Raw genomic sequence first — 16,419 nt, 5'->3', positions numbered from 1 at the left:
TTACAACGACCTCGGCCAGCGTTTAAACACCCAGAATCCGCTGCGCTTTGAGGATCACCGGCATGTCCACCATCTTGCCGTCGAGCGCCACTGCCGCCCCGCCACTCGCCTGCACTGCATCGAGCACGCGCTGCGCCCATGCGCGCTCCGCCTCGGTCCATGCGTAGGCGCGATGCACGGGCTCGATCTGCTTCGGATGAATGCATAGCTTGCCGCCGTAGCCGAAGCGCCGCCCGCGCCGCGCTTCACGCTCGAGCCCATCGGCATCGTCGAAGACGGTCGAAACGCCGTCCACGGGCGCCGCAATGCCCGCAAGCCGCGAGGCCAGCACGATCTGCGAGCGAAACGCGTCGAGTTCCTCGCCGTCGCCGTCGATGCCCATATCCACCTGAAAATCGAGCGTGCCGAACGCCACGCGCAGCACGCCTTGCGCGTTACACAGCGCATTCAGGCCCGCGATGCCGCGCGCGGTTTCCACGATCGGCAACACGTGCAGCGTGCCGTGCGCACCCGAGCGCACCGCCGCGGCCTGCTCCGCGCTCTCCGCCTTCGGCAACATGATGCCGGCCACGCCTGCATGCCCCGCGAGCGCGGCGGCGTCATCGGCGAACCAGGGTGTGTCGGTGCCGTTCACGCGCACCCACACGGGGCGCGCGGCGTCCAGCGCCGCAAGCACGGCGTCGCGCGCCGCGCCCTTTTCCGTAGGCGGAACCGCATCTTCCAGATCGAGGATCACGGCGTCCGCCCCTGCGCCGCGCGCCTTCTCGAAGCGCTCGGGCCGGTTGCCCGGCACGAAGAGATACGAGCGGGAAAGCGCGGCGCTCATACACTCGCCCCTTCGCCGAACAGCGTGCTCACGCGCTGCGCTTCGGCAATGCCCCACGCCGCGTCGAGCAGGCGCTGCGCTTCGCTCTCGCTCGCGGCGCCCGAGAATGCCGCGAGTCGCACGAACTTCGCTGCGATCTCCTCGCGCGAGAGCGTATTGCCCGGGTCGCCCTTCGGCTCGTCCACGCGGCCCTGCAACGTGCGGCCGTCGCGCGTCGTCACGCTCACCTTGCCGATCCAGCGCGCGGGATACGCGCGGTCCACTTCCTCGTCGAGCGCCATCGTCACGCGTTCGCGAAACGCCGCGATATCGGCCGCCGAGTAGTCGCGCTCGAACTCGTTCACGCCCGCATAGCCGCGGTATGCGACGAGGCCCAGCACCGTCCCCATGTTGAATTTCGCCTGATGAACGGTGCTCGGCACGACCACGCTGCCGAGCACGTCGATGGCGCCTTGATGCACGTGCGCCGTTACGCTCGCGATATCGTCGGGACTCAGGCCGTGCGCGTCGATCACGGACAGCAGCGCGTCGGCGGCCGGATGCGTGTGACGGCACGCCGCGTGATACTTGAACGACGTTTCGACCGTGGCCCAACGCTCGCCCAGGCGATCGACCAGCTTCGTGGGATCGGCGTCGCTCGACATGCCGGCCGCCATGCCCTGCGCGCCTTCGAGAATGCGCTGCGCGCCACGAAGTCCGGCCGCTGCGAGCTGGGCGGCCATCAAGCCGTTCGCAGCCGCCATGGCCGTGTGCAGTTGCTTCGAATCGGCCGCGTCGCGCAGGAACTCCCATAAGCCGCTCGCCTGCGTGCCTGCCGACCCGAACGCGTCGAGCATCTGCTCGGGCGTGAGCTTGAGCAGACGGCCCGCCGCGGCCGCAGCCGCGACCGTGCCCACGGTGCCCGTGGTGTGAAATATCCTGTAGTGCGAGCGACCCATGAATTCGCCGACGCGGATGCCCACTTCGTAACCCGCCACCGAGGCCGCCATGAACTCCTGCCCCGAGGCGCCCAGCGCCTGCGCGAGCGCCAGCGTCACCGGAAACACGACGGTGGCCGGATGCAGCACCGAGCCGTTGTGCACGTCGTCCTGCTCGACGAAATGCGAAGCGGCGCCGTTGGTCATGGCGGCGAAATACGCCGTGGTACGAGTGCGATCGATGATGACATCGCACGGGCCTTGGGCCTCGGGCGCGCCGCGGGCGGTGCGGGCAAAGCGCGCAATCGTCTCGACCGGGCGCGCGCCCTTGCCGCCCAGCGCGGAGCCGAGCCAGTCCACGTAGAGATTGACGGTGCGCTCGACCACGTAAGTCGGGATCGAATCGAAGCGCAGTTGTGAGGCAAACGCCGCGAGTGCGCGGCTGGGATGACCTGTCATGGCAGCGTAGTTCAGTGAAGTCGGTTTGCGAGGCGCCAGGCGCGATCAGATAGCCCCGGCTTCGCGCAGCGCACCGATGCGCGTCGCGTCGTAGCCAAGCTCACGCAAAATGGATTCGGTATGCTGACCGAGCGCGGGCACCGCATCCATGCGCGCATCGAATGCAGAGGGTGCGCCCGGCGGCAACAGCGCCGGAACGGTCCCCACCGACGTCTGCACCTCGCGCCAGCGCTCGCGCGCCTGCAGTTGCGGATGCGCCCACACATCGGCCATCGTGTTCATCTGGGCGTTGGCAATGCCGGCGCGGTCGAGCCGTTCGATGACCTGTGCCGCTGTCAGCTTCGAAAACGCCTCGACGATCAGCTCGCGCAGTTCCGCACGGCGCGCGGAACGCTGGGAGTTCGCAGCAAAGCGTTCATCGATGGCCAGTTCGGGCTGCAGCAGCACATGCTCGCAAAAGAGCTTCCATTCGCGATCGTTCTGCAAGCCGAGCATCACCGACTTGCCGTCAGCGGCTGGAAACGGCCCATACGGATAGATCGTCGCGTGCGAGGCGCCTGCGAGCGGCGGCGGCGTTTGCCCGTCGATCGCGTAGTAGAGCGGATAGCCCATCCACTCCACCATGCTCTCCAGCATCGAAACGTCGATGCGGCAGCCGCGTCCGGTGCGGCCGCGCATCAGCAATGCGCTCAGGATGTTCGAGTAGGCATACATGCCTGCGGCGATGTCGGCGATCGAGCAGCCCGCCTTCGCGGGCTCGCCGTGTGACCCCGTGATGGAGAGAAAGCCCGATTCGCTCTGGATCAGCAGGTCATAAGCCTTGCGCTCGCGGTAAGGACCGTCGTCGCCGTAACCGGAGATGTCGCACACGATCAGCTTCGGGTAGCGCTCACTCAGCGCCTCGTAGCTCAGCCCGAGTCGAGCCGCAGCGCCTGGCGCGAGATTCTGTACGAGCACGTCGGCGTCGGCTAGCAGCGCGTCGAGGATCGGCGCAGCCTCCTTGTGCTTGACGTCGAGCGAGAGGCTTTCCTTCGAGCGGTTCGTCCACACGAAGTGCGATGCCAGTCCATGCACGCGTTCGTCATAGCCGCGCGCGAAGTCCCCGACGCCAGGCCGCTCGATCTTGATCACGCGCGCGCCGAGATCGGCAAGCTGGCGCGTGCAGAAGGGCGCGGCGATCGCGTGTTCGAGCGTGACGACCTTGATACCGTCGAGTGGTCTCATGGCGCGCGCCTCCGGTCAGAACGAACGCGGCAGGCCGAGCACATGCTCCGCCACGTACGACAGGATCAGGTTGGTCGAGATCGGCGCAACCTGATAGAGGCGCGTCTCGCGGAACTTGCGCTCCACATCGTACTCACAGGCGAACCCAAAACCGCCGTGGAATTGCAGGCATGCATTCGCGGCTTCCCACGAAGCGTCGGCGGCGAGCAGCTTCGCCATGTTGGCCTGCGCGCCGCAGGCCTCGTGCGCGTCGAAGCGACGTGCGGCCTCGAAGCGCATCAGGCTCGCGGCTTCGACGTTGACGAACGCGCGCGCGATGGGAAACTGCACGCCCTGGTTCTGGCCGATCGGCCGCCCGAACACGATGCGCTCCTTGGCGTAGGCGCTCACCTTGTCGATGAACCAGTAGCCGTCGCCGATACATTCTGCCGCGATGAGCGTGCGCTCGGCGTTCAGGCCGTCGAGGATGTACTTGAAGCCCATCCCCTCCTCGCCGATCAGGTTTTCCGCCGGAATTTCGAGGTTATCGAAGAAGAGTTCGTTGGTCTCGTGATTGACCATGTTGAGAATCGGCTGCACGGTGAGGCCGTTGCCGATCGCCTCGCGCAAGTCCACCACGAAAATCGACATGCCTTCGGACTTCTTCTTCACATCGGCGAGCGGCGTGGTGCGCGCAAGCAGGATCATGAGATCCGAATGCTGCACGCGCGAAATCCACACCTTTTGGCCGTTGATCACGTAGCGGTCGCCCTTGCGTAACGCCGTGGTCTTGATCTTCGTGGTATCGGTGCCCGTGGTGGGCTCGGTCACGCCCATCGATTGCAAGCGCAGTTCGCCGCTCGCGATCTTCGGCAGGTACTTACGCTTTTGCTCGGCCGAGCCGTGGCGCAGCAGCGTGCCCATGTTGTACATCTGGCCGTGGCAAACGCCCGAGTTGCCGCCCGAGCGGTTGATCTCTTCCATGATGACCGAGGCTTCGGTCAGGCCCAGACCCGATCCGCCGTACTCCTGAGGAATCAACGCGGCGAGCCAGCCGGCTTTCGTGAGCGCATCGACGAATGCTTCGGGATAGCCGCGCGCCTCGTCGATCTTGCGGAAATACTCACCGGAGAACTGCTGGCACAGATCGCGCACGGCTTCGCGGATGTCCTGAAACGAATCTTGTTGCGTGGTTTGCATGATCGATATGAATTCGCTTTGAATAGTCGTGTTGCCGCTCAGGCCAGCGTGGCGGTGGCCTGCATCGTCAGATAGCCGTCGTGGTCTTTCGCCCAGAGTTCGACCGAGCGCGCGTCGTCGGCGAGCTTGCCGCACACCGTGAACGCGTCGCCCGCGAACGTGGGCCGCACCGCGCGAAACGCAAACGTTGCGATCGTGGCGTCGGGCCGCTCACGGTGCACGAGGTCGAGCAGCAGTGTGGCGATGAGCGGGCCGTGCACGACGAGGCCCGGATAGCCCTCTTCTTGCGTGACGTACGGGAAGTCGTAGTGAATGCGATGACCGTTGAAGGTCAGCGCCGAATAGCGGAACAGCATGAGCGCGCTGGCGGTGAGCGTTCGCGACCATGTCTCGCCTTGAGGAGCTGCGACCGGCTTGGGCGCGCTCGCGCCGGGCTGCGGCGCGTCGCGATAGACGATGTCGTGCTCTTCCTCGATGCACAGCGCCCCGCCGCTCTCGTAGCGATGCTGCACGGTCACGAACACGAGGCGGCCGCTGCGGCCGGTCTTGTCCTCGATGTTCGCGATGGTGGAAGTGCGCGCGGCCTCGCTGCCCGCGCGCAGCGACGCATGAAAGGTCAAGCGTCCGCCCGCCCACATGCGGCGCGGCAGTTCGACCGGCGGCAGGAAGCCGCCGCGTTTCGGGTGGCCATCCGGACCCGCTTCCGCGAGCGGCGAGACAGGCAGAAAATAGAGCCAGTGCCACAGTGGCGGCACGGCGCTATCGGGGGCTTCGCGATCGAGTGTGGCCGCGAGCGCGCGCAGCGGAAACGCGGTGATGTCGTCGGTGAGCGTTTCGGTCTTGTCGAGCCACGCACTGAGCGTTGGCGCTTGCGATTCCGGCATGGCAATTCTCCGTTGCGAGATCAGGGCCATACTATGAACGGCTCACATCGTTTCGCGAAGTTGCCTTTGCCGAATCAGCCCTTTCGCTTTCGTTAATCCCCCGACCATTGCTGCCCGAGACTTGCACGCAGCTTTCAACCCGGGCCGCGCGCCGGCTTCACACTTCGCCGCGCAGATGGGCGGAGGCTTCGTCTTCCACACGCTGCCACAACTCGAACGACATGGGGCGCTCGCCTTCTTCGAGCAGATGACCCACCAGGCCAATCGCGCGCGCCATCACGCCGAAGCCGCGCACGATGCGCCACGGGAAGCCGAATTCGCAGCAGATCGCGCCGATTGCACCCGTCGCATTGATCGGCAGTGCTTTACCCGATGCACGCTCCGCTTCTGCGCCAATGAGTTGCATGAGCTTCACATAGCGCCCCGACATGTCGTTTTGCGCGGCCAGTTCGAAAAGGCGCGGCGTACGGGGATCGATGGGCTTGTGCAGCGGATGACCGAGCCCTGGAATCGGCGTACCACGCGCGCGCCATGCGGCGACGGTATCGACTGCGAGTCTCCCCAGGTCGTCGCACTGGCCGTCATAAGGCAGCGTTTCGGATAGCATGCGGCATGCGCCTTCCATGCTGCCGACGAACACCGAGCCGAGCCCGCATAGCCCCGCTGCGACAGCCGCCTGCAGCGACTCGGGGGCGCCCGCATAGGTCATGCGCGCTGCGATGGCGCTCGGCGTCATGCCGTGCTCGACCAGCGTGATGACGATCGCATTGAACATCGCGGACTGCTGCGGCGTGGCCGCCTTGCCCGTGAGTTGCAGAAACGCGAAGTCGCCGAGGTTCATGTGGCCGAGCACTTCGTCGGGCAGACTCTTGCCGCGCACGACAATACGATCGGGCGTGCTGTACGCGATATCGGAGCGCACGAGCGGTTTCGGTTGACGGGCCATAGTCTTGATTCCTTCGTTATACAGAATAGCGTTCAGCGCAATTGCGCGCGGCCTTGGTTGAGCACCAGCACGTCGCGTTCCAGCACGCGCGCGCGAAACCTCACCTCGCTGCCGTCTCGCCACATCTCGGTGCGGATCGTTTCGCCCGGATAAACAGGCGCGGTAAAGCGCGCGTGAAAGGCCGCCAGGCGTTGCGGGTCGCTTGCGCACAGCGTCTTGAGCACGGCGTGCGCAGCCACGCCCCACGTGGCGAGCCCGTGCAGGATAGGCCGCTCGAAACCCGCCGCGCGCGCGACCTGCGGGTCGGCATGCAACGCGTTGTCGTCACCGCATAGACGATAAATCAGCGCCGTTTCCGGGCGCGTAGGCAGATCGCAATGATGATCGGGCACGCGCTCGGGCATCGGCGGTGGCGGCGCGGGGGCTTCATCGCTCAAGCCGCCGTTCGCACTGAAGCCGCCGTCGCCACGGCAGAACGTGAGCTGCGTGACGGTGGCATACAGTTCGCCGCTTGCCTTGTCGGTAATGCTACGCTGGATTTCGAGCAGCGCGCCCTTGCCTGCGCCTTTGTCGACCACGCGCGTGATGCGCGAGCGGCCGATCACCGTCGCGGCCGACGGCAGCGGCTTGTGCATCACGAGGCTCTGCTCGCCGTGCAATAGCCGCACCCAGTCGATGCCCGAGCGCGGGTCGCGCGCCCAGAAGCCGGGAAAGCCGAGCACGACGGCAAGCGTCGGCGGCACGCGCAATTCCTTTTCGTAGACGAATGTCAGGTCGTCCGGATCAACGGGATTGGCGCCGTATCCCACGGCGAGGCTGTAGAGCATGGCGTCGCGCGCGGTATAGGTCTGCTCGACGTCCTCGAACGGCCAGTTGCGCAGGGTCTGATAGTCGATCGTCATGGCAGTGCGTTCAATGAAAGTTCAAGCCTCGGCGGCGGGCCACTTGAAGAGCGGCTCGGCCTTCTCGCGAAAGCGCTGCACGGCTTCCCGATGGAATTCGGTCGTGAACGCAATGCCCTGCGCCGCCGACTCGATTTCGAGCATCGCGCGCAGGTCGCTGCCAAGCGACTGATTCAACGCGCGCTTGGCCAGACCGAACGCAATGGGCGATGCCGCCGCGAGGCTGGCCGCGACCTGCGCGGCGCGCGCATGAAGCTGTTCGGGCTCGACGACTTCGAGCACCGCGCCGATCTCCTTCGCTTCCGCGGCGCGTATTTCGCGCGCCGTAAAGACGAGATCCTTGGCGCGCGCGAGACCCACCACGCGCGGCAGCGTATAGAACGCCCCGCAATCGGGCACGAGACCGACTTTCATGAAAGGCATGCAAAAGCGCGCCCGCGTGCTGGCAATCACGAAATCGGCGGCGAGTGCGAAGCTGAAGCCCGCGCCGTAGCACACCCCATCCACGGCCGCGATCACCGGGCGGTCGAGATCGATCAGCGTGCTCACCCAGCCATGCAGGTCGTCGATCCGGTCGCGTCCCGCTTCGGCGCTCGTCACGTTCATGCCGCGCACGTCGCCGCCCGAGCAGAAGTCATTGCCCGCGCCGCGCAAAATGACCGCACGCACGCTGCGGTCGGCACGTATGCGCTGCACGGCTTCGAGCAATTCCACCCGCATCTCGCCGTTGAGCGCGTTCTTCGCCTCCGGACGATTGAACGTGAGCGTCGCGACGCCCGCGTGCTGTTCAACCAGCACCGTTTTTTCGCTCATGCGCTCACCCCGGCGCTTGCGAGTTCTGCGAGCGCCTTGTCGAGCGCCGTGATGAGATGCACAGGCTCGACGCCGGCGAATTCCACGTCGGGCCGTGCGAGAAATGCCTCGATATGCGCCGCGCACGCCTCGCGCGTGGCGGCGAGTCCCGTGAAGCCGTCTTCGAGCCAGGCGACCGAGGCCAGCGGACGCGGGTGCCAGTCGCCATTGACGATCGCTTTGACCACCGTGCCGTCACGCACGAGCAGGCTCAGCCAGATCAGCCCGGCCGGCGCCTTTTCGCGTCCGCGCACGATACGGTCGCCCGTCAGGGTGACCGGGCTGTAGCGCGTGGCCTCGCTTTTTTCATGGAACCACCTTTCCTCGTGCAGTTCGCGCTCGTACTGCTGGGCGAAAACGAGTTCTTCGCTGCCCAGTGCGCCGGACTCGAGCGCCATTTCGCCGAACGCGCGGCGAACGCAGGCCGTGACCCAGGCAGTCAACTCATCGGCGTTCACCTTGCGGCCGAGTTCCTGCTCCAGGTACGTGTAGCGCGAGCCGAGATCCTTGTGCTTCTTGTCCTTGACCTTCTCGGGCGCCATGGGCATGGCGCGCGCCGCGATCGCCGTGTCGATCGCCTTCACGTTCAGCAGAATGCGGAACGTCAGCACCCCGCCTTCGATCTTGAGTGACGTGGCCACGAGCTTGCGTCCGTCGATCTCGACGTCGTTCAGCGGTCGGTAGGCGGCCTGCAGGCCGAACACATCGCGCAGCGCTTCGGCGACGTGGCCGAGTATCGTGGGAAACGCCTGCGCCGCCGTTTGCGGCACGCCGGGCAGACCGATCGGCAGATAGAACGCGAGAAATGCCGAACCGCGCCCTGCGTAGATCGCGCCGCCGCCGCTCACGCGCCGCCGCGCTAGCACGTTGTTGTCGCGGCAGAACGGCAGGTCGAGCACCTGGTTCGGGTCTTCGTTCACGCCTACGGTGATGCTGTCTTCGTTGAAGACGTTCAGATAGACCGTGGGCGGCGCGAGATTCTCGGCCACCGCGCGCTCGACGGCCGGCGACACCGAAATCGAAAAGTCCGCGTAGCTGTGGCCGCCTACGACGAGGCGCCACGGGGTTGGGGTATGCGTTGCGCTTGCATTCATGTCGTCTCTCTCCGTTGATCTTCTACGAGGGCTGCGCCTTCGAGTTTCGCGACCGTCTCGATGGCGTCCGCGTGTATCAGCGTCTGGCGCTTGAAGCGCTCCGCTATGGTCTCGATCGCGCCGCCCTGCACCTCCCCTTCCACCTGCAGCCTGAGATGGTCGCCGCCATGAGCCTTTGTGCCGACCACGAGCCGATACCCACCCGTCGCGCCCTCTACGCCCAGCAGCACCGTCTTCAACTCGGATGGGTAGACCTTCACACCCTTGATCTTCACCATCGAATCGGCGCGGCCGAACACCACGCGCGGCAACGACACCGAGCGCCCATGCACGGGCGCGGTGCGCTCGAGCACGGTGAGGTCGCCGGTGCGGTAGCGCACGAGCGGCTGCAGTTCCTTCTGCAGATGAGTGAGCACGAGTTCGCCACGTTCGCCCTCGGCAACCGGCATGCCGGTGTCCGGGTCGATGACTTCGGCGTACAGAAGTTCATCGAACACATGCACACCCGTACCACCGGGGAACGTACGCGCCACGGGCAGGCATTCGGAAAGCGAGTAACTGTCGATCAGCAACGTGCCCGGCATCGCTTCGCGCACGCGTGCGTAAAGCGCGGCGTTGCCCGTGAACGCCTCGCCGCCCGCGAAGAACACACGCGGCACGGGGCACCCCGCTTCGATGAGCTTGAGCGCGTGCGACGGATTGCCGGCCAGCACCGTCACGCCGCATTGCCGCGCAACGCGCGCCGCGCGCTCGGTCTCACCGGGACCATGCGGTATGCACGCCACGCCGCGCGCTTCCATCTGGGTCTGATAGAAAAGCCCCGCAACGAAGAGGTGATAACCGAACGTCACCATGCACACGTCGCCGGGACCGACGTCGCACGCGTCCAGATGCTGGCCGCACGCGGCTTCGATCGCGCGCAGATCGGCCGCGCTCTGCAGGATCGGCACGAGCGACGCGCCCATCGGCGTGAGGTGCACGCGAACCGGCGGCACGGCAGGCGCAAACGCGCCGTAGCCCGGGCGATTCATCTCGGCCACCAGTTCGGCGCGCGTCATGAGCGGCACGCGCTCGGCGAACTGCGCCGCGCTCGCGACGCTACCCGGCAGGCGTCCCGCATAGAACGGGTGCGTTTGCAGCCGCGAGAGCTGCGCGTTGAGTGCATCGAGCATCGTCTCCTCCTTTTTGTGTTCAGTAGGGCTGCGAAGCGTTTGCCCTCAAGCCGCCCGCTCGAAAATAGCCGCGATGCCCTGCCCGCCACCCACGCACATCGTTTCGAGGCCATAGCGGCCCTTGCGGCGCTGCAATTCGTAAAGCAAGGTCGTGAGCATGCGCACGCCGGTCGCGCCGATCGGGTGACCGAGCGAAATGCCCGAGCCGTTCACGTTCAGCCGCGATTCGTCGTGCCAGCCCCAGCCCTTGAGCACGGCGAGCACCTGGCACGCGAAGGCCTCGTTCAGTTCGACGAGGTCGAGTTGATCGAAGCTGAGCCCGGTCTTTTGCAGCAGCTTTTGCACCGCCGGCACCGGGCCGATGCCCATCGTCGCGGGCTCGCATCCCGCTGCCGCCCAGCCGGTCAGGTAGCCAAGCGGCGCGAGGCCCAGTTTGTCGAGCTGATCTTCGGCGACGATCAGGCACGCCGCCGCGGCATCGTTCTGCTGGCTTGCGTTGCCCGCCGTCACCGTGCCGCCTTTCATGAGCGGCTTGAGCTTCGCAAGCGACGCCTCGCTCGCGTCGGCGCGCACGCCTTCGTCGCGTGCGAACAGCACCGGGTCGCCCTTGCGTTGCGGCACCGATACCGCCACCACCTCCTCGGCAAAGCGGCCCGACTCCCATGCCGCCGCCGCACGCTGGTGGCTGCGCACAGCGTAAGCGTCGGCTTCCTCGCGCGTAATGCCGTATTGCTTCGCGAGGTTCTCCGCCGTTTCGATCATGCCGGAGATATAGCCGAAGCGCGCTTCGGGCTGCGAGCGTTCGCGGCCGCGCTCGAGACGATCGTGCATCTTCACCGAGCCCGCGCGAGCGCCCCAACGCATATCGGTCGTGTAGTACTCGATATTGCTCATGCTTTCCACGCCACCGGCCACGACCACGTCCGCCGCGCCGCTCTGCACCATCATCGCGGCGGTCACGACCGCCTGCAGGCCGCCGCCGCAACGGCGATCGAGCTGCATGCCGGGCACCTGCACGGGAAGCCCCGCTTCGAGCGCGGCCCAGCGGCCGATGCAAGGCGTTTCGCTGTTCGCATACGATTGCGCGAAGACCACGTCTTCGATACGCGCCGGGTCCACGCCGCTGCGCGCGATGGTTTCGCGCAGCACCGCGGCCGCGAGCATCTCGACGGAAACAGGGCGCAGGCTGCCGCCGAACGTGCCGACCGGCGTGCGTACGGGTGCCACTATCGCTGCTCTTCTCATTTCGTATTCCTTTGCATGTTGTCTGATTGTTGTTTGCCGCATCATGCGCCTGCGTACCGTCAAACCGCTATCGCATCCCGCCGCGCATGGTGTTGCGCTGCCAGTTGCTCGCGCCACTCCGGCGGCGCGATGGCGAGCATGCGCTCGGTGCGCTGCGCGAGCGTGAGCCCGCGCAGGTCCGCCACGCCGTGCTCGGTGACGATCACCGCCGCGTCGCTGCGCGGCGTGCTGACCGGCCCCGAAAGACGCGCGACGATGCGGCTGCCATGCCGCGTGCTCGATGCGAGCGCGACGATCGCGACGCCCCCGTGCGAGCGCGCCGTGCCGCGCATGAAATCGAGCGCCCCACCCACCGCGCCCACATAGCGGCCGCCGACGGCCTCCGCATTGACCTGCCCGGTCAAATCGACTTCGAGCGCCGAGTTGATCGCTACGAAGCGATCGAGGCTGCCGAGCACGTCGATATCGTGCGTATAGGCCGTGGCGCGAAACTGAATCTGCGCATTGCGGTGCGCATGCGCGTAGACCTTGCGCGTGCCCATCATCGTGCCGGCCACGCTCACGCCTCGATCGCGCGCCTTGCGGGCATTCGTCACCACACCGGCTTCGATCAGATCGACCACGGCGTCGCCGATGGTGCCGCTATGCACGCCAAGGTCGCGCCGGTCGCGCAACTGCGCGACGATGGCCTCGGGCAGCGCGCCCAGCCCGAACTGGATCGTCGAGCCGTCTTCGATCAGGGAAGCGGCGTGCTGCGCGATGCGCCGCTCGATGTCGCCGGCCTGCGCGGCCGGCGCTTCCAGCGGCGTGCGGTCGGTATGGATCAGCACGTCGAAATCGTCTGCGCGCAACATGCGCTCGCCGTAGGTCCAGGGCGCTGCCGCATTCACCTCCGCAATGACCACGCGCGCGCTGTCGATCAGCGGCACGAGATACTCGTGGGCGATCGAGAGGCTGTAGCGTCCCGCCTCGTCCGCGGGGGCAACTTGCAGCAGCAACACGTCGATGCGGTTCGGACCGCTGGTCAACGCGCTGCGAAACTGCGAGTAGTGACACGGAAGAATGTCGAGCACGCCTTCGCGTTCGAGGCGCCGGTTGGTTCCCGACGCGCCATAGGCCATGAAGTCCACGCAGTCGGCATACGCGGGCTCGAGCGTTTCCGACCACGACGCGCCCACGAACACGCGAAAGCGCCCGCCTATCGCCTTGCGCTGCGCCATCAGCAGCGCGGTGAGCGTGCACGGCTCGGCTCCGCACTGGCCCCACGCGAGCGTGTCGCCCGGGCGCACGTACTGCGCGAAATCGAGCTGCGCGGCGTCGACGATGCGCGCCGCGCGCGGGCCGCGCGTCATCAGACGGGGTCCCAGCTGAAGACATCGGCGGAAACATCGAGCGTATGGAACGATTTTCGCAGCGCCGGCATGGCATGCTCGGCAATCGTCTCCGGTGTCCAGCCTTCGCCGCGATGCACCGAGCGCACGGGGCGCGGCTGGCTCATCAGAAAGATTTCGTTGTTGCGGACTGCGAAAATCTGGCCCGTCACGTCAGCGGCCTGCTCACTGGCGAGGTAGACGGCGAGCGGTGCGATCTTCGCGGGCGTCATCTGCTTGATCTTGGCGACGCGCGCTTCCTGTTCCGGCGAATCGATCTTGATCGAGTTGATCATGCGGCTCCAGGCGAACGGCGCGATGCAGTTCGAACGGACACCGAACTTTTCCAGATCGAGCGCGATGGATTTCGACAGGCCCGCAATGCCGAGCTTCGCCGCGCTGTAGTTGGCCTGCGCAAGATTGCCGATCAGCCCGGACGTGGACGTCATATGCACGAACGCCCCGCTGCGCTGCTCCTTGAAGTGGTCGGCGGCGGCGCGCGAGACGTAGTAAGAGCCGTAGAGGTGAACCTTCAGTACGGCGTCCCACTCTTCTTCGCTCATCTTGTGGAAGAAGCGGTCGCGCAGGATGCCCGCGTTGTTCACCACGCAATCGATACGGCCGAACACGTCCAGCGCGTTCTGCACGATGCGGGCGGCGCCGCCGGCATCGGCCACGCTGTCGGTGTTCGCCGTGGCCTGGCCGTCGAACGACTTGATCTCGTTCACCACGGCCTGCGCGGGGCCGTCGTTATGCCCTTCGCCGGTGAGCGAGGCGCCCACGTCGTTCACCACGACTTTCGCGCCGTGGCGCGCCATCATGAGCGCGATATCGCGGCCAATGCCCCCGCCCGATCCCGTCACCACCACGACCTTACCGTCCAGCATTCGTTGCGTCGTCATCGTTTTCGCTCCTCCAGCCCGCGTTGCGCCGGGCATTGATCCGATTTGATTCGATTGGATTTGTTATGCGGCAAGCTGTGCCGTTCGTGTTGCAGCTTGACGCATCGGCCAAGGCTGCACAATTTGGATATCCCGAACGCCTGTTTCGGCCAGGATTAACCCGTACTATCGCTAATGGCGTGCATTGCGCTGCGGCGCAATAATGCCTGGAGTCTGCTCGTCCCGCATGTTTTTTGTATCCCTCGAACGAACGAGCTGACGTACATTGGAGTTACGGCTAGTCAACCCATGCATTTCGATCTCGTCGACCTGAAGCTCTTCACCCACGTAGCCGAGGCAAGCAGCCTCACGCGCGGCGCCGAACGCGCGCACCTGTCGCTGCCCGCGGCGAGCACGCGTATCAAGAATCTCGAAGAACAAGTGGGCGTGAAGCTCCTGAGCCGGACGAGCCAGGGGGTCACGCTAACGGGCCCCGGCGAGACGCTGCTCGCGCACGCGCGCCGCGTGCTCAAGCAGCTCGAGCAACTCACGGGAGACCTGCAGGAATATTCGCAGGGTGTGAAGGGCCATGTGCGCGTGTTTGCGAACACCACGGCGATGAGCGAGTTTCTGCCTGCCGTGCTGCGCACCTACCTCATCAATCATCCCGACGTGTACGTGGACATACACGAGCGCCTTTCGCCCGATATCGTGCGCGCCGTGCAGGACGGCACGATCGATATCGGCATCGTGGCCGGCAATGTGCGCACGGAGGGACTGCAAGTGCTGCCCTACCGGCGCGACCGGCTCGTGCTCGTCACCGCACTGAGCCACCCGCTTTCGCAAGCGAGCGAGATGGCGTTTGCCGATACGCTCGACTACGACTTCATCGGGCCGCCCGACGAAAGCGCGATTTTCTCGTTTCTCAAGCGCGCCTCGTCGGATTTGCAGCGCACGATACGCTGGCGCATCCAGATCGGCAATTTCGAAGCCGCGTGCCGCATGATCGAGGCGAACATCGGTATTGGCGTGCTGCCCGAGGGCACGGCGCGTCGCCACGCGCAAACCATGTCGCTCAAGATCGTGCCGCTCACCGACGAGTGGGCGGTGCGCAAACTGCAGATCTGCATGGCCGATCGCGACGCCCTGCCGCTGTTCGCGCGCAAGCTCGTCGATCTGCTGGTGGCCGACGGCATCGGCCGCCTCGAATAAAACCCATGACGCGGCGCGCGTGCTGCGCGCCGCCCCGATCGCTTACCGCCCGCCAGCCGCGCGAATCATGTTGCGCGCAATGACGATCTGCTGGATCTGGCTCGTGCCTTCGTAGATGCGGAAGATGCGCACATCGCGGTAGAAGCGCTCGATGCCATAGTCGGACATATAGCCAGCGCCGCCGAAGATCTGCACCGCGCGGTCTGCCACCCGCCCGCACATCTCGGATGCGAACAGCTTCGCACACGCGGCCTCCGTGCTCACGTTCTGGCCGGCGTCGCGGCGGCGCGCGGCGTCGAGCACCATGCAGCGCGCCGCGTAGAGTTCGGTCTGGCTATCGGCGAGCATGGCTTGCACGAGCTGGAACTCGGCGATCTTCTCGCCGAACTGCTCACGCTCCATCGCGTAACGCAGCGCGTCGTCGAGCATGCGCTGCGCTACGCCCACGCAGATCGCCGCGATATGGATGCGCCCCTTGTCGAGCACCTTCATCGCGGTCTTGAACCCCACGCCTTCCTTACCGCCGATGAGGTTCCCCGCGGGCACCTTCACGTCCTCGAAGATGACGTCGCAGGTATGCGCGCCGCGCTGCCCCATCTTCTTGTCGCGCTTGCCGAAGCTGATGCCGGGCGTCTTCGCGTCGACGATGAACGAGGTGACGCCGCCCGCGCGCGGCTCGTCGGGATTGGTGCGCGCCATCAGCGTGAACATGCCGGCTTGCGGCGCATTCGTGATGAAGCGCTTGGTGCCGTTCACCACGTAGTGGTCGCCGTGCCGCTCGGCGCGCGTCTTGATCGAGGCGGCGTCCGAGCCCGCGCCCGGTTCCGTGAGCGCAAAGCTCGCGATGATCTCGCCGCTCGCAAGCTTCGGCAGCCACGTCGCCTTTTGCTCGTCGGTGCCGTCGATCACGATGCCCTGCGAGCCGATGCCCACCGTCGTGCCGATGATCGAGCGAAACGCAGGCGAGGTCCTGCCGAGTTCGAACATCACGAGCACTTCTTCTTCCATCGTGAGATCGAGCCCGCCGTACTGCTCCGGGATGGTCAGGCCGAAGAGACCCATGGCCTTCATGTCGTCGACGATATCGGCCGGAATTTCATCGGTTTCGGCCACGCGTTCTTCGTTCGGCACGAGACGCTCGCGCACGAAGCGCGCGACGTTGTCGAGCAGAACGTTCATCGTTTCCTGGTCGCGAATCATGGAGTATGCCCTGCAATCGTTGATCGGGCGGCACGACGCCGCCCGTGAGGAAAAGA

The 16,419-nt window shown here is 65.9% G+C and carries 15 protein-coding genes; 1 reads left to right on the top strand and 14 read right to left on the bottom strand.

What is annotated here, in order from left to right; translation table 11 throughout:
• Window positions 1-22: 22 nt before the first annotated feature.
• From M3A49_RS24575 to M3A49_RS24515, 13 genes are all read right to left on the bottom strand, one after another.
• Entirely contained in the window at window positions 23-826 is an 804-nt protein-coding gene (locus M3A49_RS24575) for an HpcH/HpaI aldolase/citrate lyase family protein (protein ID WP_266231404.1), read from the bottom strand.
• Window positions 823-2,202: an MmgE/PrpD family protein gene (locus M3A49_RS24570; RefSeq protein ID WP_266231403.1), complete on the bottom strand. Its 1,380-nt coding sequence runs from the start codon at window positions 2,200-2,202 to the stop codon at window positions 823-825. Before M3A49_RS24570 ends, M3A49_RS24575 begins: the two co-directional genes overlap by 4 nt.
• Before the next feature lie 45 nt (window positions 2,203-2,247).
• Window positions 2,248-3,426: a CaiB/BaiF CoA transferase family protein gene (locus M3A49_RS24565; RefSeq protein ID WP_266231402.1), complete on the bottom strand. Its 1,179-nt coding sequence runs from the start codon at window positions 3,424-3,426 to the stop codon at window positions 2,248-2,250.
• A 15-nt stretch (window positions 3,427-3,441) separates the two neighbouring features.
• Entirely contained in the window at window positions 3,442-4,605 is a 1,164-nt protein-coding gene (locus M3A49_RS24560) for an acyl-CoA dehydrogenase family protein (RefSeq protein ID WP_266231401.1), read from the bottom strand.
• Window positions 4,606-4,643: 38 nt separating this feature from the next.
• The gene (locus tag M3A49_RS24555) at window positions 4,644-5,489 is read right to left on the bottom strand and encodes an FAS1-like dehydratase domain-containing protein (protein WP_266231400.1); all 846 of its coding nucleotides are present in this window, start codon (window positions 5,487-5,489) and stop codon (window positions 4,644-4,646) included.
• 157 nt (window positions 5,490-5,646) lie between these two features.
• Complete coding sequence (locus M3A49_RS24550; protein ID WP_266231399.1) at window positions 5,647-6,435, bottom strand: citryl-CoA lyase; 789 nt, start codon at window positions 6,433-6,435, stop codon at window positions 5,647-5,649.
• 32 nt (window positions 6,436-6,467) lie between these two features.
• A complete protein-coding gene (locus M3A49_RS24545) occupies window positions 6,468-7,337 on the bottom strand; it encodes a MaoC/PaaZ C-terminal domain-containing protein (protein ID WP_266231398.1) in 870 nt (289 codons plus the stop codon).
• A 21-nt stretch (window positions 7,338-7,358) separates the two neighbouring features.
• On the bottom strand, window positions 7,359-8,150 hold the full coding sequence (locus tag M3A49_RS24540) for an enoyl-CoA hydratase/isomerase family protein (protein WP_266231397.1): 792 nt from the start codon (window positions 8,148-8,150) through the stop codon (window positions 7,359-7,361).
• The gene (locus M3A49_RS24535) at window positions 8,147-9,283 is read right to left on the bottom strand and encodes a lipoate--protein ligase family protein (protein WP_266231396.1); all 1,137 of its coding nucleotides are present in this window, start codon (window positions 9,281-9,283) and stop codon (window positions 8,147-8,149) included. The genes M3A49_RS24540 and M3A49_RS24535 overlap by 4 nt, the downstream gene beginning before the upstream one ends.
• The gene (locus tag M3A49_RS24530; RefSeq protein WP_266231395.1) at window positions 9,280-10,455 is read right to left on the bottom strand and encodes a phenylacetate--CoA ligase family protein; all 1,176 of its coding nucleotides are present in this window, start codon (window positions 10,453-10,455) and stop codon (window positions 9,280-9,282) included. The genes M3A49_RS24535 and M3A49_RS24530 overlap by 4 nt, the downstream gene beginning before the upstream one ends.
• Before the next feature lie 45 nt (window positions 10,456-10,500).
• Entirely contained in the window at window positions 10,501-11,700 is a 1,200-nt protein-coding gene (locus M3A49_RS24525; protein WP_266231394.1) for an acetyl-CoA C-acetyltransferase, read from the bottom strand.
• A gap of 59 nt (window positions 11,701-11,759) precedes the next feature.
• A complete protein-coding gene (locus M3A49_RS24520; protein WP_266231393.1) occupies window positions 11,760-13,052 on the bottom strand; it encodes an acetyl-CoA hydrolase/transferase family protein in 1,293 nt (430 codons plus the stop codon).
• Entirely contained in the window at window positions 13,052-13,957 is a 906-nt protein-coding gene (locus M3A49_RS24515; protein WP_266231431.1) for an SDR family NAD(P)-dependent oxidoreductase, read from the bottom strand. The genes M3A49_RS24520 and M3A49_RS24515 overlap by 1 nt, the downstream gene beginning before the upstream one ends.
• Window positions 13,958-14,260: 303 nt before the next feature.
• Here M3A49_RS24515 and M3A49_RS24510 point away from each other — a divergent pair, with 303 nt between their 5' ends.
• Window positions 14,261-15,163: a LysR substrate-binding domain-containing protein gene (locus M3A49_RS24510; RefSeq protein WP_266231392.1), complete on the top strand. Its 903-nt coding sequence runs from the start codon at window positions 14,261-14,263 to the stop codon at window positions 15,161-15,163.
• 42 nt (window positions 15,164-15,205) lie between these two features.
• Here M3A49_RS24510 and M3A49_RS24505 read toward each other — a convergent pair whose 3' ends face one another.
• Entirely contained in the window at window positions 15,206-16,363 is a 1,158-nt protein-coding gene (locus M3A49_RS24505) for an acyl-CoA dehydrogenase family protein (protein ID WP_266231391.1), read from the bottom strand.
• Between the last annotated feature and the right edge of the window lie 56 nt (window positions 16,364-16,419).

Source organism: Paraburkholderia sp. CNPSo 3076 (assembly GCF_026343935.1).
GTDB classification, from domain to species: domain Bacteria; phylum Pseudomonadota; class Gammaproteobacteria; order Burkholderiales; family Burkholderiaceae; genus Paraburkholderia; species Paraburkholderia nodosa.
This window is presented reverse-complemented; position numbering and strand designations above follow the sequence as displayed.